The sequence below is a fragment of the Neptunomonas concharum genome (assembly GCF_008630635.1).
Lineage (GTDB): Bacteria > Pseudomonadota > Gammaproteobacteria > Pseudomonadales > Balneatricaceae > Neptunomonas > Neptunomonas concharum.
Map to the genome: position 1 here is coordinate 3,363,550 of NZ_CP043869.1, position 20,827 is coordinate 3,384,376.

Annotated in this window: 18 protein-coding genes; 7 read left to right on the plus strand and 11 right to left on the minus strand. The window is 47.6% G+C overall.

Annotation, left to right across the window (positions count from 1 at the left end; all coding sequences use genetic code 11):
• Positions 1 to 42: 42 nt before the first annotated feature.
• Positions 43 to 1,437 carry an argininosuccinate lyase gene (gene argH, locus F0U83_RS16045; RefSeq protein ID WP_138988081.1) on the minus strand — a complete coding sequence of 465 codons (1,395 nt, stop codon included), beginning with the start codon at positions 1,435 to 1,437 and terminating at the stop codon, positions 43 to 45.
• Between the two features lie 186 nt (positions 1,438 to 1,623).
• Between argH and hemC the strand changes: the two genes are divergently transcribed.
• From hemC to F0U83_RS16065, 4 genes are read left to right on the plus strand one after another with little or no spacing between them, the layout of a single operon-like run.
• Positions 1,624 to 2,568, plus strand: a complete 945-nt coding sequence (hemC, locus tag F0U83_RS16050; protein WP_138988080.1) for a hydroxymethylbilane synthase — start codon at positions 1,624 to 1,626, stop codon at positions 2,566 to 2,568.
• Positions 2,549 to 3,379, plus strand: coding sequence for a uroporphyrinogen-III synthase (locus F0U83_RS16055; RefSeq protein ID WP_138988079.1), 831 nt, complete (start codon positions 2,549 to 2,551; stop codon positions 3,377 to 3,379). Before hemC ends, F0U83_RS16055 begins: the two co-directional genes overlap by 20 nt.
• Entirely contained in the window at positions 3,376 to 4,716 is a 1,341-nt protein-coding gene (locus tag F0U83_RS16060; protein WP_246077810.1) for a uroporphyrinogen-III C-methyltransferase, read from the plus strand. Before F0U83_RS16055 ends, F0U83_RS16060 begins: the two co-directional genes overlap by 4 nt.
• On the plus strand, positions 4,716 to 5,966 hold the full coding sequence (locus F0U83_RS16065; RefSeq protein ID WP_138988078.1) for a heme biosynthesis HemY N-terminal domain-containing protein: 1,251 nt from the start codon (positions 4,716 to 4,718) through the stop codon (positions 5,964 to 5,966). The genes F0U83_RS16060 and F0U83_RS16065 overlap by 1 nt, the downstream gene beginning before the upstream one ends.
• An 81-nt stretch (positions 5,967 to 6,047) precedes the next feature.
• On the opposite strand, the gene F0U83_RS16070 is transcribed toward F0U83_RS16065, so the two are convergent.
• From F0U83_RS16070 to trxA, 4 genes are all read right to left on the minus strand, one after another.
• The gene (locus F0U83_RS16070) at positions 6,048 to 7,100 is read right to left on the minus strand and encodes a 2Fe-2S iron-sulfur cluster-binding protein (protein WP_138988077.1); all 1,053 of its coding nucleotides are present in this window, start codon (positions 7,098 to 7,100) and stop codon (positions 6,048 to 6,050) included.
• Positions 7,087 to 8,574, minus strand: coding sequence for a 4-hydroxy-3-polyprenylbenzoate decarboxylase (ubiD, locus tag F0U83_RS16075; RefSeq protein ID WP_138988076.1), 1,488 nt, complete (start codon positions 8,572 to 8,574; stop codon positions 7,087 to 7,089). The genes F0U83_RS16070 and ubiD overlap by 14 nt, the downstream gene beginning before the upstream one ends.
• 67 nt (positions 8,575 to 8,641) lie before the next feature.
• Positions 8,642 to 9,901, minus strand: coding sequence for a transcription termination factor Rho (gene rho / locus F0U83_RS16080; RefSeq protein ID WP_138988075.1), 1,260 nt, complete (start codon positions 9,899 to 9,901; stop codon positions 8,642 to 8,644).
• A gap of 204 nt (positions 9,902 to 10,105) precedes the next feature.
• A complete protein-coding gene (trxA, locus tag F0U83_RS16085) occupies positions 10,106 to 10,432 on the minus strand; it encodes a thioredoxin TrxA (RefSeq protein ID WP_138988074.1) in 327 nt (108 codons plus the stop codon).
• Between the two features lie 177 nt (positions 10,433 to 10,609).
• Here trxA and ppx point away from each other — a divergent pair, with 177 nt between their 5' ends.
• Positions 10,610 to 12,130, plus strand: a complete 1,521-nt coding sequence (gene ppx / locus F0U83_RS16090; RefSeq protein WP_138988073.1) for an exopolyphosphatase — start codon at positions 10,610 to 10,612, stop codon at positions 12,128 to 12,130.
• 78 nt (positions 12,131 to 12,208) lie between these two features.
• On the opposite strand, the gene F0U83_RS16095 is transcribed toward ppx, so the two are convergent.
• The 4 genes from F0U83_RS16095 to yrfG form a co-directional block, all read right to left on the minus strand.
• Positions 12,209 to 13,756 carry a phosphoenolpyruvate carboxykinase gene (locus F0U83_RS16095; protein WP_138988072.1) on the minus strand — a complete coding sequence of 516 codons (1,548 nt, stop codon included), beginning with the start codon at positions 13,754 to 13,756 and terminating at the stop codon, positions 12,209 to 12,211.
• 180 nt (positions 13,757 to 13,936) lie between these two features.
• Positions 13,937 to 14,809 carry an Hsp33 family molecular chaperone HslO gene (hslO, locus tag F0U83_RS16100; RefSeq protein WP_138988071.1) on the minus strand — a complete coding sequence of 291 codons (873 nt, stop codon included), beginning with the start codon at positions 14,807 to 14,809 and terminating at the stop codon, positions 13,937 to 13,939.
• Between the two features lie 67 nt (positions 14,810 to 14,876).
• Complete coding sequence (hslR, locus tag F0U83_RS16105) at positions 14,877 to 15,269, minus strand: ribosome-associated heat shock protein Hsp15 (RefSeq protein ID WP_138988070.1); 393 nt, start codon at positions 15,267 to 15,269, stop codon at positions 14,877 to 14,879.
• Positions 15,270 to 15,271: 2 nt separating this feature from the next.
• Positions 15,272 to 15,931, minus strand: coding sequence for a GMP/IMP nucleotidase (gene yrfG, locus F0U83_RS16110; RefSeq protein ID WP_138988214.1), 660 nt, complete (start codon positions 15,929 to 15,931; stop codon positions 15,272 to 15,274).
• A gap of 55 nt (positions 15,932 to 15,986) precedes the next feature.
• On the opposite strand from yrfG, the gene nudE reads away from it, so the two are divergent.
• Entirely contained in the window at positions 15,987 to 16,538 is a 552-nt protein-coding gene (gene nudE / locus F0U83_RS16115; RefSeq protein WP_138988069.1) for an ADP compounds hydrolase NudE, read from the plus strand.
• Here the strand turns inward: nudE and F0U83_RS16120 are convergent.
• Positions 16,535 to 16,816 (minus strand): hypothetical protein, encoded by a 282-nt coding sequence (locus tag F0U83_RS16120; RefSeq protein ID WP_138988068.1) that lies wholly within the window; start codon positions 16,814 to 16,816, stop codon positions 16,535 to 16,537. The genes nudE and F0U83_RS16120 overlap by 4 nt on opposite strands.
• A gap of 250 nt (positions 16,817 to 17,066) precedes the next feature.
• On the opposite strand from F0U83_RS16120, the gene F0U83_RS16125 reads away from it, so the two are divergent.
• The gene (locus tag F0U83_RS16125; RefSeq protein WP_138988067.1) at positions 17,067 to 17,651 is read left to right on the plus strand and encodes a superoxide dismutase; all 585 of its coding nucleotides are present in this window, start codon (positions 17,067 to 17,069) and stop codon (positions 17,649 to 17,651) included.
• Between the two features lie 84 nt (positions 17,652 to 17,735).
• Here F0U83_RS16125 and F0U83_RS16130 read toward each other — a convergent pair whose 3' ends face one another.
• Positions 17,736 to 20,819 carry a M12 family metallo-peptidase gene (locus tag F0U83_RS16130; protein ID WP_138988066.1) on the minus strand — a complete coding sequence of 1,028 codons (3,084 nt, stop codon included), beginning with the start codon at positions 20,817 to 20,819 and terminating at the stop codon, positions 17,736 to 17,738.
• Between the last annotated feature and the right edge of the window lie 8 nt (positions 20,820 to 20,827).

The following is a 20,827-nucleotide window of genomic DNA, read 5'->3' on the forward strand; positions in this document are numbered from 1 at the left end:
CTAGCAATAAAAAAGCGGACATCAGCCCGCTTTGAGAGTCAACTAGACGCGCTGTTGCAACCGTGATTTGCCGCGGGCCACCGCTGCCCTAACCTGACTGGGTGCTGTGCCACCTATATGATTTCTCGCAGAAACAGAGCCTTCTAGTGTCAGAACCTCAAATACATCGGCACCGATTGTGTCAGAAAATTGCTGAAGTTCTTCAAGTGACATTTCACCTAAATCTTTGCCTGATTCAATCCCATAAGCTACAGACTTACCAACCACTTCGTGGGCATCACGGAACGGCATACCTTTACGCACCAGATAATCCGCTAGGTCGGTTGCTGTTGAGAAACCTCGTAGCGCCGCTTCTCGCATGTTTTCTTTGCGTGACTCCAAGGCTGGTACCATGTCAGCAAAAGCACGTAAGCAACCTTTTACCGTATCAATGGCATCAAACAATGGCTCTTTATCTTCTTGGTTATCTTTGTTGTAGGCCAAAGGCTGAGATTTCATTAGCGTCAGAAGACTCATTAAATGCCCATAAACACGACCTGACTTACCACGCACCAACTCCGGCACATCGGGGTTCTTTTTCTGCGGCATAATGGAGGAGCCTGTACAGAAACGATCTGGCAAGTTAATGAAATTGAATTGTGCAGAGGTCCACAGCACCAGTTCTTCCGACATACGTGTCATATGCATCATCAACACACTGGAGGCTGCACAAAATTCAATAGCGAAATCACGGTCTGATACGGCATCTAGTGAGTTTTCTGCCGGTGCATCAAAGCCTAACAACTTACAAGTAATCTCACGTTGAATAGGGTAAGTCGTGCCTGCCAAGGCTGCTGCTCCTAACGGCATAATATTGACCCGCTTACGAGTATCTACGAAGCGCTCATAGTCGCGGCTCAACATTTCAAACCATGCCAGCAAGTGATGCCCAAACGTGACTGGCTGCGCGGTTTGCAAATGCGTAAAACCAGGCATAATCGTGTCAGCCTCTTGTTCAGCCAACATCAGCAAGCCTTCTTGCAAACGCGTAATTTCGGACAAAATAAGATCAATCTCATCGCGCACATACAAACGAATGTCGGTTGCTACTTGATCATTACGCGAACGGCCGGTGTGCAGCTTTTTACCTGTAATCCCGATCTTAGCTGTTAATGCAGCTTCGATGTTCATATGAACATCTTCCAGCGCTATAGACCATTCAAAGCGCCCAGCCTCAATATCTTGCTGAATCTCAGACAATCCCTGAATAATAGCGTCACGCTCCTCTTCTGTAAGCACACCCGCCTCTGTCAGCATGGTGGCATGAGCAACGGAACCTTGAATATCTTGTCGATACATACGTTGATCAAACTCAACAGATGCCGTAAAACGTGCGACAAACGCATCGGTAGGTTCATTAAAACGACCACCCCATTGCTGGTTGGTTTTATTGCTCATGCGAAGGACCTCATTACTCAATCAGGACAGACCTTTCTGGTCTGAAGAATCTCGCGATTATAGCAGTTTTCTGCTCAGATGGAGCCATCTCTTGATATATGCCAGCCCCCACAATGGTGATGATCTGTTACAATCGCCTAATTCGCCGTAACAGGCTGGTAGACGTTATTACTTCAGGACAGGATTATGCAGAAAAACCTCGTGCGCATTGCAACCCGGAAAAGCCTGCTCGCCCTATGGCAAGCTGAATACGTAAAGGCAGAATTGGAAAAACACCATCCAGGTATTCAAGTTGAGCTGCTGGGCATGACAACACGGGGAGACAAGATTCTGGATACGCCACTTGCCAAGGTTGGCGGTAAAGGCCTGTTTGTCAAAGAGTTAGAAGTCGCCATGCTGGAAGATCGAGCCGACATTGCTGTTCATTCAATGAAAGACGTTCCTATGGAGTTTCCAGACGGACTCGGACTATCCGTTATCTGCCCCCGCGAAAAGCCGACGGATGCTTTCGTCTCTAATAAATTCCAATCATTATCTGAATTACCCCAGGGCGCCATAGTCGGCACCTCTTCACTTCGCCGTCAGGCACTCCTTAGAGAACAACGTCCCGACTTAGAGATTCAAGATTTGCGAGGCAACGTACAAACACGCCTAGGCAAATTAGATGATGGTCAATATGACGCCATCATTCTAGCAACAGCGGGGCTGATACGATTAGGCCTGCAAGACCGAATCAGCAGTGAACTGTCCGATGATATTAGCCTACCCGCAGGCGGACAAGGCGCTGTCGGTATCGAGTGCCGTACAAATGACGACGCGATCAAGGCACTGCTAGCCCCCTTACACCATCCGCAAACGGCATACTGTGTACTCGCAGAGCGCGCCATGAACAAGCGCTTAGAAGGCGGCTGCCAGGTCCCTATCGCCTGCTATGCAACACTCAACGACGCCGGTAATGAAATCTACCTTAGGGGCTTAGTTGCACGCCCTGACGGAACGACTGTATTACGCGATGAAGAGCGAGGCGCACCTGAAGACGCCGAACAGATCGGCATTCGCCTTGCCGAACGGCTACTCGCGGCTGGGGCTGATGAAATTTTGAGTGAAGTCTATGCCGGCAACAACAACTAATAACGACCTGCCAGATCTTTCTGGGCAGCATGTTTTAGTGACACGACCGAACCATCAAGCGGCAGAACAAATCCGTCTACTTGAAAGCTGTGGCGCAGAAGTTACCCACCTTCCTATGCTGGATATATCGCCAATAGACAGCAACGATGCTCGTTACGGCCTTTTAAAAACACAGATGATGAATCTGGACCTCTATCATATCATCATCTGTATCAGCCCTAATGCAGCCACATTAGCCCACGAATGGATTGACCAATATTGGCCACAACTGCCTATCAACATTGACTGGTATGCAATTGGAAAAAAAACAGCGGCTTTACTGAATAGTTTTGACATTCCTGCCCGATACTCTCCGGCAGGTTTTGACTCTGAGGCTATGCTTACCATGCCTGCGCTACAGTCACTGAACAATAAAAAAGTTCTGATTCTAAGAGGCAACAGTGGACGAACCACACTCGCAGAAACATTAACAAGCCGCGGCGCCCATGTTGAGTACGCCAACTTATATGATCGACAAACACCGGTTTATGGTGATAGTCATATCAAAAGTACTATTTATAATAGCGCCCTTTCCTCTATCCTGATTACCAGTGGCGAAGCACTCGCCAACTTTGTTACAGTTGCTGCAGGGCAACACAAACAATTCAGCACTGATTCACTGCACGGACTCTATCTTGTGGTTCCTAGTGCACGCATTGCTGAGCAAGCCCGACTGATGGGATTTACACGAATAAAGGTAGCGCAAGGACCGGATGATATCTCCATGGTAAAAGCGCTAAACCCAGTAAACGACTCGGAAACCGACGCATGAAAAAGACCGAGAATACACCGAAAGATACGAAGAATAACGACGTAAACGAGCCAGAGAAGGCATCCGTAGACGCACCCGAACCAACCACTACCGAATCAGCTGAGTCAACCATGGACACAGCAGATCATGAATCTAAGGAAGCTTCTGCTGACAGCGAACCAGCTCCGCAAAGCACTGAAAAGATCGCCGATGAAACCGCTTCTGAGCCAACAACACCCCCAGAAGCTCCCATCATGGCCTCTTCACCGGCAACTAGCCCTGCAGAAGCCAAACAAGGTGCCACCTGGCCTGGAAAGCTCGCACTCGTTGTTTCGATCATCGCTCTAGGGGCCAGTGGTTATCTTTACTGGCAATCCATGCAGAAGATGCAGTCTGACACATCTACTATTGCTTCGCTCCAATCAGACATGAAACAAGCCGTCGAAGAAGCCAAAGCCCAAGTAACCGACGCTAAAGCCCTTGTCACCTCCCAAGTTAACTCGGTTAACCAAAACCTTACCATGCTGCAAAATCAAAGCAGCAAGGAGCAAAAGGGCATTGAGGAGCTACAAGCACGCCTGACCCAGAGCATCCAGCAGGTCATGGCTAAACAAACCAACAGCCGCAAAGATTGGCTCCTCGCAGAAACGGAGTACCTCTTACGCCTAGCCAATCAACGGATTTTGATGGAAAACACCTCTGAAGGTGCTTTAGCGCTACTAAAGTCTGCTGATAAGATTTTAAAAGAAACTGATGATGTTTCTATCTATGCCGTACGAAAAGCACTGGCATCCGATATCGCAGCCCTAGAATCTGTACCAACCTTTGATCTGGAAGGCAGCTACCTGAAGCTAGCCGCACTGAATGAGCAAGTGAACAATTTGCGTCTCATTCCACTAACCGACAAGAATAAACTGCCTTCCTTAATTAAAGAAGTTACACCAGAGAGTGTTAGTGAAGCGTGGACACAAGACTTGAAAGAGTCTTGGGCGAAGGCTGTCGACAAACTAGAAAAACTGATTGTTATTCAGCATCGCGATGAAAAGATAGAACCACTACTCTCACCAGAGCAAACCTATTATCTACAGCAAAATCTGCACCTGATGCTAGAGCAAGCCCAATTGTCATTACTGCAGAAAAAACAAACGGCGTTTGATCGCAGCCTCGAGAAAGCAGAAGGCTGGATTAATACTTATTTCGAAGAGAAAGACCCTACAACACAAGCGCTGCTTAGAGGCATAGGTGAACTGAAAAGTCTGAAAATCTCTCCAGAGATGCCCGATATCAGCGGCTCACTTAATGCGCTCAAAAGCTATCTCCAACAGATGACCAAACTTAAGGAAGAAGGAGCAGCCTAATGAAAAAACTGTTTCTGCTTCTCTTAATCGTTCTTGCCCTTGGCGCTTGGGTAGGCGAAAAAATGGTGCAAGACCCAGGCTATGTTTTAATCGCTTATAACGAGAGTACGATTGAAACCAGTTTGTGGGTTCTACTGGTCGCACTATTTCTGGGCTTTTTACTGGCTCACTGGGCCGTTAATCTGTTTTTTAAAGCCCGATTCCCGACCGCTAAGTTACGCGACTGGCGTGAACGTCGCTCTGCTAAGCTAGCACAAGGCAAAACACTCAAAGGCTTGTTGGCTCTATCTGAGGGCCGTTGGTGGAAAGCTCAACGCCTGCTCACACAGTCGGCGGAAGTATCAGGGCAACCTCTGATTAACTATATCGCCGCTGCTCGTGCTGCCCATGAACAACGCGAAGATAAAGCCGCGGATGAGCTTCTGCAACAAGCGCGCAACAGCGTCCCTCAAGCAGAACTTGCCATTGGTATAACTCAAGTCCAGATACAATTGGAAAGAGGCCAATTAGAGCCCTGCTTAGCTACGCTATTGCGCTTACGCCGGTTAGCTCCTAAACATACTTATGTACTGCGCTTGCTTAAAGATGTTTATGTTCGCCTACAAGATTGGCAAGAGTTAACCAGCCTCATCCCTGAGCTTCGTAAACTCAAAGTTCTAGATGAGCAGGAGATCGCATCCCTTGAGCAAACCTGCTATGCCAACTTGCTGGGTAGCGCCTTGGCGAAACTGCCTGTAGAAGCGGATGACGACACCCGCCTGAAGACTCTCACCAAAGAGTGGCAAAGCATCCCCAGTGGCATGGCCCGTGATGAGTCACTGGTACGCAACTATGTCGAGCTACTAGTTGAAGCCGGCTCCGAAGCTAAAGCCGAACAGTTCTTACGAGAGCAAATCAAACGCCAGTGGGATGAAGGTCTCGTTAAAATGTATGGTCGCGTTCAGGGTGAAGATGCACACAAACAACTGGAAGTCGCTAAAGGCTGGTTGAAGAAATATCCGGAAAGCGCTGCATTGAAACTGACACTCGGCCGCCTCTCTATGCGTAATGAGCACTGGGGAAAAGCGGCTGACTACCTAGAAGAGAGTTTGGCAATCGAGAAGTCCCCAGAGGCTTACGGTGAACTTACACGCCTTCTGCAGCACCTTGGTGATAGCGAGCGCTCACTTAGCATTATGCAAGAAGGGTTAACACTGATGGGTGAAGAGCTTCCTAGCTTACCTTTGCCCGACAAACGCCCAACCCCATAATCTGCGATGCCTTGATTAGTAAAAAGCTCGAAGCCTAAAACGGGTTCGAGCTTTTTACTGATTGTCTTTATTTGTGACTCACTATTTTTTAGGTCTCGGCGCATAAGCAAATACATCAGAATGCATCTGCTCCTCTTTCAGCCCTTTCTCTTCTAATGCATCCAATAGCGCATACACCATCGCTGGAGACCCGCTGGTATAAACAACCACATCTTCCAATGAATCAAAATCCTGTTTGATTGCATTGGGCAACAGATCAACACGCCCCGTCCAACCACACTGATCACCGGGTTCGCTAACAACGGGATGGTACGTTACGTTAGGATTTTGAGCGGCCCACTCAAGGGGCAATTCAAGGTGATATAAATCACCTGCGACGCGCGCGCCCCAATAAAGGTAAATGGGGTTATTCTTGCCACTGGCTAACAGATGCTCCATGATGCTTTTGATTTGAGCAAACCCTGTACTTGCTGCGGCTAAGATAACAGGGGTGTTCTCAGCAAGCTGATCTGCCCGCAGATAACATTCCCCTTTTGGAATCTCTATCTCCACCTGCTTTTTTGTCTGCAAATGATGAAGAATAGCGCTCGACATATCACTGCCAGCCACTTCTCGAATATGAAGTTCCAAATTTCGCCCAGCTTCAGGGGCACTGCCGATAGAAAACGCCGCCTGACGCCCATCCGGCAAGATAATCTCCAAATACTGACCTGCATAGAATGCTACAGCCTGAGATGCCGTTGCAGGCAGCACTAACGAAACTCGATAAACGTCGTTATTCAGCTTCTCAACCTGTGCAATATCACAATTCAAACGTTTCACTGTTTGTTCTCCAGGGCGCTTCAGCCCTTTTATATTCACCCATAGGTCACTTAACGGGACTGACGTACACGCCAGCCCGACAATATCGCTCTCCTTTTTATTGTTATACGCATGGAGATGCTTTTTCGGATAGTGTTGTTGAATCTCTCCCAAGATCAGCTCAAACTCGCAAATTTCGCAGACACCATTACGGCAGCTACGTGGCATACGGTAACCATGCCGTTCCAAAAGCTGCAACAAAGTTTCACCAGGCTCCACGTCTAACCACAGCGGCTGATCATTTAAACGGACCCTAAACCTACTGGGCGTCATCCATTATTCCCAGCTCATCCCACAGGTCGTCAACGCGCTGCTTGATCTCATCAGACATTTTAATCGGTTCACCCCACTCACGATCCGTTTCACCGGGCCACTTATTGGTGGCATCCATACCCATTTTTGAGCCAAGGCCCGATACTGGGGAAGCAAAATCCAAGTAGTCGATCGGTGTGTTATCTATCATAACGGTATCACGAGATGGATCCATTCGCGTGGTGATTGCCCAAATAACGTCATTCCAGTCCCGTGCGTTCACATCATCATCACAGACAATCACAAACTTGGTATACATGAACTGACGTAAAAAAGACCAAACCCCCAACATAATACGCTTAGCATGGCCTGGATATTGTTTCTTCATCGTCACTACGGCCATACGATAGGAACAGCCCTCAGGTGGTAGATAGAAATCAACGATTTCTGGAAACTGCTTTTGCAGAATAGGCACAAACACTTCGTTAAGCGCAACACCTAAAATGGCAGGCTCATCGGGCGGCCGGCCGGTATAGGTGCTATGATAGATAGGTCGGTTACGGTGAGTAATCCGTTCCACCGTGAATACGGGAAATCTGTCAACTTCGTTATAGTAACCAGTATGATCACCAAACGGGCCTTCATCTGCCATCTCATCAGGGTCAATATACCCTTCGAGAATAAATTCAGCACTCGCAGGCACCTGAAGATCAGATCCAATACACTGAGTAACCTCGGTTTTTCCACCACGCAGTAAGCCTGCAAAGGCATACTCAGAGAGCGTATCAGGCACCGGTGTGACAGCACCCAGAATAGTTGCTGGGTCCGCACCCAGTGCAACCGCTACAGGAAAACGCTCCCCAGGGTGCTGCAATTTCCATTCACGAAAATCTAACGCACCGCCTCGATGCGCCAACCAACGCATGATCAGCTTATTCTTAGCAATCAGCTGCTGCCGATAGATACCGAGATTCTGGCGCTCTTTATTAGGTCCTCGAGTAATCACTAATGGCCATGTTACCAACGGCCCTGCATCGCCTGGCCAGCATGTCTGGATGGGTAGTTTACCCAGATCGACATCATCCCCTTCAATAACATGAGCCTGACAAGGCGCGTTACGCACCTTTTTAGGGCCCATATTCATCACTTGCTTGAAGATAGGTAATTTATCCCAAGCATCTTTCATCCCTTTGGGTGGTTCTGGCTCTTTAAGCATTGCCAGCAGCTTACCAACCTCACGAAGTGCCTCAACGCTATCCTCCCCCATACCGAAAGCCACACGTTCAGGTGTCCCGAACAAATTCGCCAGTACGGGATAGTCATATCCCTTGGGGTTTTCAAAGAGAATAGCCGGACCACCCGCACGTAACGTGCGATCACAGATTTCTGTCATTTCCAGATGAGGGTCGATCTCTTGCGAAATTCGCTTGAGCTGCCCTTTTGCCTCAAGCGCCGCGATAAAATCTCGCAGGTCTTTATACTTTGGATTCGACATAGGCTTGATTTCTTATCCATAAAAAAGGGTAAGCAGCCGCTTACCCTTTCTAATCACAATGATTCTATTATTTGCGTTTCATTGACATGAAGAATTCATCATTCGTTTTGAAGTCTTTCAATTTATCAATAACGAATTCAGTAGCAGCAGAGTCGTCCATAGAGTCTAGCAACTTGCGTAGGATCCACATCCGTTGCAATTCATCTTCAGTCGTTAACAGATCTTCGCGACGAGTACCGGAGCGACGAATGTTAATGGCAGGGAAGACACGCTTTTCAGCTATTTTTCGGTCCAAATGAACTTCCGAGTTACCCGTACCTTTGAACTCTTCAAAGATAACTTCATCCATTTTAGAACCCGTATCTACCAATGCCGTTGCAATGATCGTTAAGCTTCCGCCTTCTTCGATATTACGAGCAGCACCAAAGAAGCGCTTCGGACGCTCAAGCGCATGGGCATCCACACCACCTGTAAGCACCTTACCAGATGATGGAATAACCGTATTGTAAGCACGTGCTAAACGGGTGATAGAGTCCAGCAGAATCACGACATCTTTTTTGTGCTCAGTAAGACGTTTAGCCTTCTCGATCACCATTTCGGCCACTTGCACATGTCGGGCTGGCGGCTCATCAAAGGTTGACGCGACAACCTCGCCACGAACGGTGCGTTGCATATCCGTTACTTCCTCTGGGCGCTCATCGATCAACAGTACGATCAAATGGCATTCAGGGTTGTTACGCGTAATACTGTTAGCAATGTTCTGTAACATCAGCGTTTTACCCGCTTTAGGCGGTGAAACCACCAATGCACGCTGACCTTTACCCATTGGGCTAACTAAGTCCAGTACACGCGCTGTGATATCTTCAGTACTGCCGTTACCAATCTCCATTCGAAGACGCTGTTGCGCAAACAAGGGCGTTAAGTTTTCGAATAGAATTTTGTTCTTAGCATTTTCAGGACGGTCGTAGTTAATTTCATTAACTTTCAACAGTGCGAAATAACGCTCGCTATCTTTTGGTGGGCGAATTTTACCTGCAATGGTATCGCCGGTACGCAAATTAAAACGACGGATCTGGCTTGGAGAAACATAGATGTCGTCAGGGCCCGCTAAATAAGAAGAGTCCGCAGAGCGTAAGAAACCGAAACCATCCTGAAGAATCTCCAGGACACCATCGCCGTAAATATCTTCGCCACTCTTAGAGTGTTTTTTAAGGATTGCGAAAATGACATCTTGTTTGCGTGAGCGGGCCAGATTGTCGAGTCCCATTTCCTGAGCGATTTCGAGAAGTTCAGGAACGCTTTTAGTTTTTAATTGGGTAAGATTCATATGCTTTGAAGTGAGTGCCTGAGTAGGCTGAAATTGAAGAAAAAAATAAGAAGAAATACAAAAAGAAAAATGACTCGCCTTAGGTGCTCAAAAACTGATCAGGAGCATCAGACGGATCAAATATAAAAGGTTGTTCGGTGAGTGTCTAGTAAAATGGAGAAGAAAAAGCAATAAATGCTATTTTCTCCTCCAATATCGACCTAATTATAGGTTTGAATCAATAAAAGCCGCCAGCTGAGACTTGGATAAAGCCCCTACTTTTGTTGCTTCTACATTACCACCTTTGAATAACATCAAAGTTGGGATGCCACGAATACCGAACTTCGGTGGCGTATCGCTATTTTCGTCGATATTCAGTTTGCAGACTTTCAACCGACCTTCGTAATCTTTAGCGATCTCTTCCAGCACAGGCGCAATCATTTTGCATGGGCCACACCACTCAGCCCAATAGTCTACCAGCACTGCGCCTTCTGCTTTCAGTACATCTTCATCAAAAGATGCATCAGTAACATTAACGATATTTTCGCTCATTGAACCCCTCTCCAAACACACCAGAAACGTTAAGTGCTTCTAAAACAAAGCCAGATCATACCATCTGAAGAAAAAAAATGTGAACTCTACTTACACCATTGTTGTAATTCACTGATTGTGTAACCTTCTTCTGGTACTCTTGGCTTCTTCGGTGTGGATGGATAGAAGATAGTTTGCATGCAGAAAACAGAATCACCTATTGAGCAAGAACGTGAAGACTCCCTGTTGGCCGCGATTGATTTGGGTTCCAACAGTTTTCATATGGTTATTGCCCGCCTCTCTCAGGGAGAGCTGACAACGCTCGACATCATGTCAGAGAAAGTGCAGTTAGCCGCAGGGATCAATCATAAGAAGCATCTGAGCGATGAGGCGATGGAGTCCGGCTTGGCCTGCTTAAGCCGTTTTGCACAACGACTCGGGGATCTCCCCCCCAGCTCAGTGAAAATTGTAGGCACTAATGCGCTACGAGAAGCCGCTAATCGGCGCGACTTTGCAGAAAAAGCAGAAAAGGTGCTTGGCGTACCCATTGAGATTATTGCCGGACGAGAGGAAGCACGACTTATCTACCTTGGCGTGTCCCATACATTGGCCGACACAGCCGGTGCGCGCCTTGTTGTCGATATAGGCGGCGGCAGCACAGAGTTTATTATCGGTGAGCGCTTTGAACCAAAAGAGCTTGAAAGCTTACATATGGGCTGCGTCAGTTATACCCAACGCTACTTTAGCGATGGTATATTAAGCGAGCAAAGCTTCCGCAAGGCAGAAAACGCCGCCATGCGTGAACTGCTCTCCATTCGTGAGCGCTATAGGCAAACAGGCTGGACCAGCTGCGTTGGCTCTTCCGGCTCTATTAAAGCCATCAAGAATGCCGTGGTCAGCTGTGGGCTCAACGACGAATTCATTACCCGAAAAGCGCTTGAGCAACTGAAAAGCAGAGTACTTAGTTTTGCCGACATAGAGACGTTGGAGATCCCCGGTATAAAACCTGAACGGATGGCGATTCTACCAGCGGGTCTGGCGATTTTAATCGCTCTCTTCGACTCACTCGGGATTGAAGAGATGGCGTTTTCCGATGGAGCCCTACGGGAAGGTTTACTCTACGACATGGCCGGACGCCTCCGCCATGAAGATGTTCGTGAGCGATCTATCTCCGCATTAAGCCAACGTTATTACGTCGACGAAGCACACGCTCAACGAGTAGAACAAACCGCACTGCTTGCGCTTGCGCAGGTCAAAGCTAGCTGGAAACTCAACCACCCTGATTTCCATGAAATGCTCAGTTGGGCAGCCTGCACCCATGAGATCGGCCTGACGATTGCTCACAGTCAGTTCCATAAGCATAGCGCTTACCTGCTACAGCACTCAGACCTTGCAGGGTTTTCTAACTCAGAGCAGCAGCTTTTGGCATTTCTAGTACGAGGGCATCGCCGTAAATTTCCCAAAGAGGACTACCGGCAACTGCCTGAAGGAAGAAAAGAGCCTTTTAAACGGCTCTGCGTCCTATTGCGACTTTCTGTTATTTTGAACCGTAGCCGAAGCACAGAGCGTTTACCGGCATTCTCTCTGACAGCCGACAACAAAAAGTTAGATCTCACGTTTCCTGAAGGATGGCTAACCCATCATCCCCTGACTCATGCGGATTTGGAGCAAGAGATCGAATATTTGAAAAACGCGGATATTAAACTGACAATCACTTGATATCAGGAAAAGTTAGTTAAAAACGCCCATAAAAAAAGCCCCTGATCAACAGGGGCTTTTTAATAGATGTTGCTAAAACTAAGCCTGTGGGCCTGCAGCAATAATATCTTCTGATACACCAGAGAATTTCGTGAAGTTAGTCACAAACTGACCAATCAGGTCACGAGCCGCTGCATCATACGCCGCTTTGTCGGACCATGTTTCACGAGGGTTCAGCAATGCAGAGTTAACGCCTGGCACTGCTTTAGGTACAGTTAGATTGATACCTGGCAATGCTAGTGTTTCTGCGCCCACCAAAGCACCGTTTTGAATCGCAGAGATGATGCCGCGAGTGGTAGGAATACTGAAACGCGAACCCGTGCCGTATGAACCACCAGTCCAGCCGGTGTTCACTAAGTAAACCTGCGAGCCAAACTCTTCAATACGCTTCATCAGCAACTCAGCATAAACAGCCGCTGGACGAGGGAAGAAAGGTGCGCCAAAACACGTAGAGAAAGTAGACTTAATACCGCCGCCAGAGCCCATTTCTGTAGACCCTACAAGCGCAGTGTAACCGGACAAGAAGTGGTAAGCAGCAGCTTCTTTAGACAGGATAGACACTGGAGGTAATACACCTGTCAGGTCGCATGTCAGGAAAACGATCGCTTTAGGTTCGCCACCCATATTGGTTTCTGTACGTTTTTCAACGTGTTCCAGAGGATAAGCACAACGCCCATTTTCTGTTAGCGTCGTATCATCATAATCAGCGGTACGCTGCTCATTAAGTGTTACGTTCTCAACAATGGCGCCAAAACGAATGGCGTCCCAGATAATCGGTTCATTTTTTTGAGATAAGTTGATTGTTTTAGCGTAGCAACCACCTTCTAAATTAAAGACAACACCCTTGCCCCAGCCATGTTCGTCATCACCGATCAGGTAACGTTCAGGATCTGCAGACAGGGTTGTTTTACCCGTACCTGATAGACCAAAGAACAGCGTCGTGCTCTGATCTTCACCAACGTTAGCAGAGCAGTGCATTGGTAATACATCTTTCTCAGGCAGCAGGAAGTTCTGCACAGAGAACATCGCCTTCTTCATTTCACCCGCGTAGCGCATACCAGCTAACAGAACTTTACGCTTCGCAAAGTTTAGAATCACACAACCTTCTGAGTTTGTACCATCACGCTCAGGGTCACACTCAAAGCCTGCAGCATTTAGAATCTGCCACTCTTCTTTCGCTTTCGGGTTGAATTCAGCCGGGCGGATAAAGAGATTTTGACCAAACAGGTTTTGCCACGCTGTTTCTGTCGACATTTTCACAGGAAGATAGTGGTTAGGATCAGACCCTACATGCACATTCGCGACAAAGTGTTCTTTCTCCGCTATGTATTCTTCGACACGACTCCATAGCGCATCAAACTTATCCGCATCAAATGGGCGGTTGATGTTGCCCCAATCGATAGCATCAGCCGTACTTGGTTCTTCTACGATGAAGCGATCCATCGGAGAACGCCCTGTACGCTTACCGGTAGTGACAACCAGAGCGCCGGTATCTGCTAGCGTACCTTCGCCACGGCTTATAGCGTGTTCAACGAGCTCAGCACGGCTCAGATTAAGATGGACGGTATTCTCAGTTTCTTTGGTCATTACTGGATTCCCTTGGCTCGGCGCCAAAAATCGTTACCTAAATAGCAAATAGACCCCGTAAATTCTGCCGACTACTTGCGGTGCGTTCTTATTTGGGGGGTTGCATATTATCACAAAAAGTCAAAATGTGTGCCATGCTCAAAACGGCGAATATGCATGGCACGTTACGGAGTTGCTCAATCAGTGAAGCTGATCTGATTGCGGGATGTGTGCTGTATCACTGAATTGTGCACGAATATCCGCTTCGTCAAAGCGATAGAGGGCATTACAAAACTGACAACCTACCTCAATCGAACCCTGTTCTTCGAGCATTTCCAGCAGTTCATCTTGTGTCAAAAACTGCAAAGCGTTCATACTTCTTTCCCGCGAACAATCACACTTAAAAACCAATGTATCAGGGTCGTATAAGCGACAGGCTTCCTGATGGAACAGCCTATACAGCAAGGTTTCATTATCGAGAGACAGCAGCTCTTCAGATTTGAGCGTAGCGCCAATTTGCGAAATATGTTCCCAGTCACTATCACTGGTCCCCGCCGCCGGCATGACCTGCAATAAAAAGCCTGCGGCTTTATTTCCATCCGCTGCCAAATGAATTTGTGTAGGCAACTGTTCAGATTGAAGGAAGTAGTCGGTCAGGCAACCTGACAGAGTTTCCTTTTCCAATGGAACAATCCCCTGATAACGCTGCCCATCATCAGGCTCAATCGTGATTACCAAATGTCCATCTTCGATCAGTTCCACCGCACTGAGATTTTCAGCAACATCTCCTTCATATCGAGAAACGGCCCGGCACTCGCCGCGATGATTAATTTCAGCCATCAAGATTTGTACGTTACCTGAGCCTTGTGCCTGCAGCAGCACACGCCCTTCAAACTTCAGCGTTGTACCTAGCAACGCTACAGCCGCTAGCATTTCACCCAAGGCATTTCGAATGGCAACTGGGTACTCATGAAGTGCTAGGATCTCTTGATAAGAGCTTTCCAACCCAACTAAAACACCACGAATATCCAGCTCATCAAACATAATGCGCTGAATCTGTTCAGGATTACTCATAAAACCGCTATCTCACCTCGTTAGAGATCGTTTTGAATTGGGAGCATTTTATCACAAACATCCTAAATCACCCCCTTTGCATCTCTTTAACGCCAAGCAATTGGCGCCGACTTCTTTTATCAGGTTTGTGTCCAGGGCTCAGCTCTGCACCTTTGTTGGCTTTTCGTTGCAGCGCCTCTTTCTCTCTGCGCTCAATACTGTCTTGTGTCTCTTCATATAAGAGCTGCGCCTCTGCTGCGCCTCTGCGCTGTTCCGACAACGCCTTGACAACAACGACACGCTCATCCCAGCCTTGACGAATCTTCAGAGTCGCCCCCAACTCCACCACTTTGCTACATTTCGCTCGCTGACCGTCATAATGGACTTTTCCACCCTCAATCATCTGCTTTGCTATTGCTCGGGTTTTGAAAAATCGGGCTGCCCATAGCCATTTATCCAGTCGAATTTTGCCTGGCTCCACGTTTACTCTCCTTTCGGGAAAATATCACTAAAATGCTGTACGGCTTCAAACTCGGTTACATTTCTCGCCGGTTGCTGACTATCTGGCTGTGCGATGGATAGCAAAAAACGGATACCATACGCCTGCGCAGATTTCAAAACCGGCAGACTATCATCAATCAACAAAGTCCGTTGTGGGTTAAAGGGTTCCACCGTTTGCAGCCGTTCCCAAAATGCGATTTGCTCCTTAGGCAAACCAAAGTCATGGGAGCAGACGATTGCATCAACTCGCTCAGCCAGATCCGTTTTCTCTAATTTCAAACCCAAGCTGCCCCGATGCGCATTAGTCACAATAACTGAGCGCATTCCTTCCCGGCGAATCCCATCCAAAAAATCCAACACGGACGGACGAAACGCGATTCGGTCTGCAACCTCTCGTTTGAGCGCAACAATATCGACGTTGAGTTCTTGCGACCAATAGTCAAGACAGTACCAATTTAATGTGCCCTGCTCCTGCATAATGCGTTGATGGAGCCATGCCTGTGCTTCGTGCTGATCAATTTGGTGGATATCTGCATAGCGAATGGGCAAATACTCCAACCAAAAGTAAGAGTCAAAATGAAGGTCCAATAAAGTGCCGTCCATATCCAGTAATACGGTATCAACACTAGACCAATCGAGCATAGCAGGTACAATCAAAGGAATACCTATTGTTAGTCAGTCAGGAAGGCTTATCAGTATGCCCGTGAAACCGGAAATTTTGAAGGTTACCCCCACCGCTAAGAGCCGACTTTTTCAGGTCGAAGAGCTTGAATTACGATTTAGCAACGGGGTGGAACGCACTTACGAACGCCTCGCCAGCCGGGGAAGAGGAGCGGTGATGATCGTCGCTGTTGATGAGAGCGACCACGTCATTCTCATTCGCGAGTATGCAGGCGGCATTGACGACTATACACTGACGCTGCCAAAAGGACTGGTCGACCCTGGGGAGGATCTACCCACAGCAGCCGACCGGGAACTAAAAGAGGAAGCGGGCTTTGGAGCTCGCAATCTACACATACTCAAAGAGATGACGGCAGCCCCTAACTATATGGGTCACAAACTCACCGCCATCATCGCCCGCGATCTCTACCCATGCAAGCTTGAAGGAGACGAACCAGAACCCCTTGAGGTTGTGCTCTGGCCACTATCTGATATCGATACTCTAGTACAAAAAGCTGAGTTCACCGAAGGCCGAGCGATTGCAGCACTTTATATGACACGGCACTACCTGCTTAACAATAAAGATTAAGGGGCAGCACACTGCAGAGACCCCTGCTTAATATCGAGTTCAACTTTCTGCTTTGATAACTCATCCCCGAGGCGGTTATCCATAATCGCCTGCATCTCTCTATCGCTATACCGTTTGTGCATGTAATCAGACAAGCATTCACATTGGCCTTGTGTTGCGCTAGGTGACGCCATACACCCATCCACAAACGGCTGGTAGGTTTTTGAGGTCAAATACTGAGTTTTAACGACGAAAATAGCCAGCATCACTGCCGAAATCCACAGGAGTATTTTTGACATAAAATAGAAGGTCTTTTGTAGTTATCGTTATTAAGAACCGGCAAATGCCAGCGCAGCATCATTCTAGAGAGCCCCCCAACAATTGGCAGGCAACTTTAGTCGCAGCTTACCCTAATCACACACAAAATGTGTCATGAAAAGACAATCCAAGGGTGTTATGATGCCAAGCTGATCAGATAGCAAGTACACGCGTGCTTGCTTCCATAACAACAGTGATATGCTGAACGTGTCGACAAGAAGGTGAACACTTATGAGCTTTGAATTACCTGCACTGCCTTACGCAAAGGATGCCCTGGAACCACACATCTCCGCTGAAACGCTGGAGTTCCACCACGGCAAGCACCACAACACTTATGTTGTAAAACTAAACGGCTTAGTTCCTGGCACTGAGTTTGAAGGCAAGTCTCTGGAAGACATCATCAAAACTGCTCCAGCAGGCGGTATCTTTAACAACGCTGCCCAAGTATGGAACCATACATTCTACTGGAACTGCCTATCACCAAACGGTGGCGGCGAGCCAACAGGCCCAATCGCTGACGCGATTAAAGCAAAATGGGGCTCTTTTGAAGCATTCCAAGAAGAGTTTAACGACAAAGCCGTTAACAACTTTGGCTCTAGCTGGACATGGCTAGTGAAAAATGATGACTTTTCTCTGGAGATTGTTAATACAAGCAACGCGGGCAACCCAATGACAAACGGTCAGCGCCCTGTATTAACCTGCGACCTGTGGGAACACGCTTACTACATCGACTACCGCAACGTACGTCCTGACTACCTGAAAGGTTTCTGGGCTTTAGTAAACTGGGACTTCGTAAACGAAAGCCTCAGCGTATAAATTTATTTATGCGAGAAATAAAGGCACCTTAGGGTGCCTTTATTATTTTTAGTCAAAGTTTGCGATCAAAATAGTAAAGCTTCTCTACTCTCCTATAAATATCCCTACCGTTTCTTTACCGTGAGCAGTCTCACTATCTTTTGATTTTTCTTCCTGAAGATAGATAACAACTGATTTTTCCCCTAAGTCTTTTTGCTCTGCTATCACAGGATCCCCTCCTTGCATCGAAGCAACACTTTGCAGGGTAACAGGGAAGCGTCGGCGTATATTCTGGGTAAAGTCATACTGTGCTCCCTGATCATCAACTTGGCGATTAACCACTTCAAAGCGGCGGCCGTTTGACACACCTTTACCCAATTGAATGGCGATCCAACCAACTGTTTCGTTACCATGCCCATCTGTCAGACTTTCCTGTTCTTGAAGGCCAAGCTGAAACTGGCCAGTACTATGAGTCAGGACACGAGGAACGGCTAATTCTCCACCTTTACTAGTCATCATACCCGTAAAGAGCCCAGGCAGACCGCCAAAGGCATTGCCAAAGCTGATAACATCCGCTTGCGGGGCTATTTTACTTAACGTATGAGTACCAGCTTTCACTTCAAGTCCTCCCACCGTATGCTCTCCAGCTTCCGCCACAAGATAGAAGACTTGTTCACCGACACTATGTACTTTATCTAGATAATCCCACTCACGGTAACGCACTTCGAAGCTGTCAGTAGTGACATTACGTACTTGCACAGTGCCTAGCTCCCCTTTTCGTTCACCTAGCGATGCAACCACTACCGGAGATGTATAGGCTTTGTTCAATGGGACCGTTGTCCATTGGTCTGTTACGCCTTCGACTACTCCCCATGCCAGCTTGCCCGAGTTAGGCTGGGCGTTCTGACGTAAGGCTGCCGTATCTATGCCTTTTGTGCTGATATCTTGGGCAAAGACTTGTCCGCCTACTGCAAGCACATCAAGAGTTTCATCTAGGTGATAAACTTCATTATCTTTCGATTGCTCCTCTTGTACGAGCAGAGCACTATGTAGCACCGGACGCCAGTGGCTGCCTACTGGCACTTGTTGCAGCGTGTATGGTAGCGCCTTACCTCCGATATAAGTACGACCAGAACCCGCCGGATTGTAGATCGCTAGGTAACCTACGGTCTCCGCACTGTGACCATCGGTTAGCCTTTCTTCTTCAAATAGCGCCGCATTAAAACCACCAGCAAACACATTCTTTACACGCGCAGTAACGGCTTGTCCTCCATTACTGGTTTGTATCGTTAAGAAGACTTGTGGAACGCCAGCAAACTTCTCGGTAAAGCTGTTCCATGCAAAGGTGCCGCTGCCGCTGAGTTCAAATGTACCAACTTCCCAGATAGAGCCATCGGACATTCGGTGTCGACCTTTTTCCAGAATCAGGTGTGGTATTGTCTCTTCAGCATGCGTAGTATCACCTCTCGCGATACGGTAATCCCACTCTTGAAAGCGCAGTTGGAATTTAGCTTCAAAGCCGGTGTTATTTACATTTTTAATACGTACAACACCGGGATCCGAGCCATTAAAACTTGGCGGCCCGGCGATCACCACCGGCTGCGCAAACTGGCTAGGGAAGTCGATAGTTTTCCAATTTTGAGTAACTTGCGCATTTAGTTGCCCATGACCTAAGTACTGAGGATTTAACGGCTGGCTATCATAACCATCAGGAGCCCCGTCATTATCACTATCCGGGTTGTTGATACCCGTGCCCTGTTGGTATTCCGCAAGGTTAGTTAGACCATCATTATCACGGTCGCCATTGGCATCAGACGGATCATTAGGATTGAGACCATTTGCCGTTTCGAAAGCATCATCTAAACCATCATTATCCGAATCGAACAAACGAGGCGTATAGACAACCTTATCTAGCCAGCCTCGATCTAAACCCTTATCAACGCTTGAGTCTTTAATATAAGTCCATCTAATCGTATGAACTCCAGCTGGGATATTGACCTCTTCTGAGATGAATGGATTCCCCGGTACAACACCACAAATCTGACTTTTCCCGTTATATACTTCAGATGAGGGAAGGCCATCCAAGGTAAAGTTCAAGGAGTCCCAGCAAGAGGCTCCGGAATTATAATCTTCTGATGACACTGACCAATCAAATGTTAGGACGCCCGGCCCTGTAATCGTGGTTTCAATCCAACTGGACTGGTTATGCCCCAGATACCCCGAGAAAGCCGCATCCTCACCATCGGAAGTGATAGAGGTCTGCCCTTGCCACTGGACGTCGCCCCCTAGAACAAAATTTAAACTTGTATTGTCTAAAGCTTCTGTAACCGTGGGGGGTGGTACAGGTGTGACAGTGGACTCGCGATAGCTGGAGACTACGCCCATCGTTTCTCTGATTAAGCGTGAATTATCGCCATCTTGAGCATGTCCTACAGACGTACCTTTGTGTAGAACCAAGGGATTGGAAAAGATAGGGACAGGAAAATAACTGCCTCCTTGCCCATCGTTCCCGTACGCCATTATGGTATGGTAATCCACACTATCATCCCCTTTGAAGTACCAACCTGCTGAGTATTGGTTATCCAAGGAGCGGTTAGGACCTGGAGCTGATACCTGACTCTTGGCATGAGCGGCACCCAGATTATGGCCAACCTCATGGGTTAACGTGTCATCTAAAGCAACTGCACGAATAGCATTAACACTAAACGCCGCACTCGGATCACCTCCCCAGGCCCATAGAAGATTTCCTGTACCGACTATGCCATATGCTTGCCCATGATCAATGAACATGGCCACTAGGTCCGCTCCGTAAGTATCCCTTGCGGAACTCACCGCCGAAAACGCACCTTGGCCACTCTCTAAGGCGTCTATATCTGTACTGAACGAGCCATTTGGAGTGGAGGCTGTCGTATAAGGCACAGACATGTAATGAACCAGATTGAGGGACAAATCGATACCGCTATTGACCATGGTCTGGTTTAATCTATTAACCGCATCAAGAGAAAACGTTTCCATTCCTCCGTTATTCGCAACCCAACTCGCAGCGGTGGTATCGTAAACCACCATGATATCAATGGTTGCAGCATCTACCCGAGTAACAAACACCATCAAAAAAGCAGAAAGGACATGATACTTCCAAGCCTTTTTAAACCGACCTAACTTGCGTAAGTATTGCCCGTAAATTTCCATTTAAACGC

Excerpts from the sequence above, each read along its gene's own strand:
- F0U83_RS16055 (WP_138988079.1), top strand. The coding sequence starts at position 2,549 with ATGCCGGCAACAACAACTAATAACGACCTGCCAGATCTTTCTGGGCAG.
- F0U83_RS16065 (WP_138988078.1), top strand. The coding sequence starts at position 4,716 with ATGAAAAAACTGTTTCTGCTTCTCTTAATCGTTCTTGCCCTTGGCGCT.
- F0U83_RS16130 (WP_138988066.1), bottom strand. The coding sequence starts at position 20,819 with ATGGAAATTTACGGGCAATACTTACGCAAGTTAGGTCGGTTTAAAAAG.
- yrfG (WP_138988214.1), bottom strand. The coding sequence starts at position 15,931 with ATGCTCGATTGGTCTAGTGTTGATACCGTATTACTGGATATGGACGGC.
- nudE (WP_138988069.1), top strand. The coding sequence starts at position 15,987 with ATGCCCGTGAAACCGGAAATTTTGAAGGTTACCCCCACCGCTAAGAGC.
- F0U83_RS16120 (WP_138988068.1), bottom strand. The coding sequence starts at position 16,816 with ATGTCAAAAATACTCCTGTGGATTTCGGCAGTGATGCTGGCTATTTTC.
- F0U83_RS16060 (WP_246077810.1), top strand. The coding sequence starts at position 3,376 with ATGAAAAAGACCGAGAATACACCGAAAGATACGAAGAATAACGACGTA.
- hslO (WP_138988071.1), bottom strand. The coding sequence starts at position 14,809 with ATGAGTAATCCTGAACAGATTCAGCGCATTATGTTTGATGAGCTGGAT.
- argH (WP_138988081.1), bottom strand. The coding sequence starts at position 1,437 with ATGAGCAATAAAACCAACCAGCAATGGGGTGGTCGTTTTAATGAACCT.
- rho (WP_138988075.1), bottom strand. The coding sequence starts at position 9,901 with ATGAATCTTACCCAATTAAAAACTAAAAGCGTTCCTGAACTTCTCGAA.
- F0U83_RS16095 (WP_138988072.1), bottom strand. The coding sequence starts at position 13,756 with ATGACCAAAGAAACTGAGAATACCGTCCATCTTAATCTGAGCCGTGCT.
- trxA (WP_138988074.1), bottom strand. The coding sequence starts at position 10,432 with ATGAGCGAAAATATCGTTAATGTTACTGATGCATCTTTTGATGAAGAT.
- hemC (WP_138988080.1), top strand. The coding sequence starts at position 1,624 with ATGCAGAAAAACCTCGTGCGCATTGCAACCCGGAAAAGCCTGCTCGCC.
- ppx (WP_138988073.1), top strand. The coding sequence starts at position 10,610 with ATGCAGAAAACAGAATCACCTATTGAGCAAGAACGTGAAGACTCCCTG.
- F0U83_RS16070 (WP_138988077.1), bottom strand. The coding sequence starts at position 7,100 with ATGACGCCCAGTAGGTTTAGGGTCCGTTTAAATGATCAGCCGCTGTGG.
- F0U83_RS16125 (WP_138988067.1), top strand. The coding sequence starts at position 17,067 with ATGAGCTTTGAATTACCTGCACTGCCTTACGCAAAGGATGCCCTGGAA.
- ubiD (WP_138988076.1), bottom strand. The coding sequence starts at position 8,574 with ATGTCGAATCCAAAGTATAAAGACCTGCGAGATTTTATCGCGGCGCTT.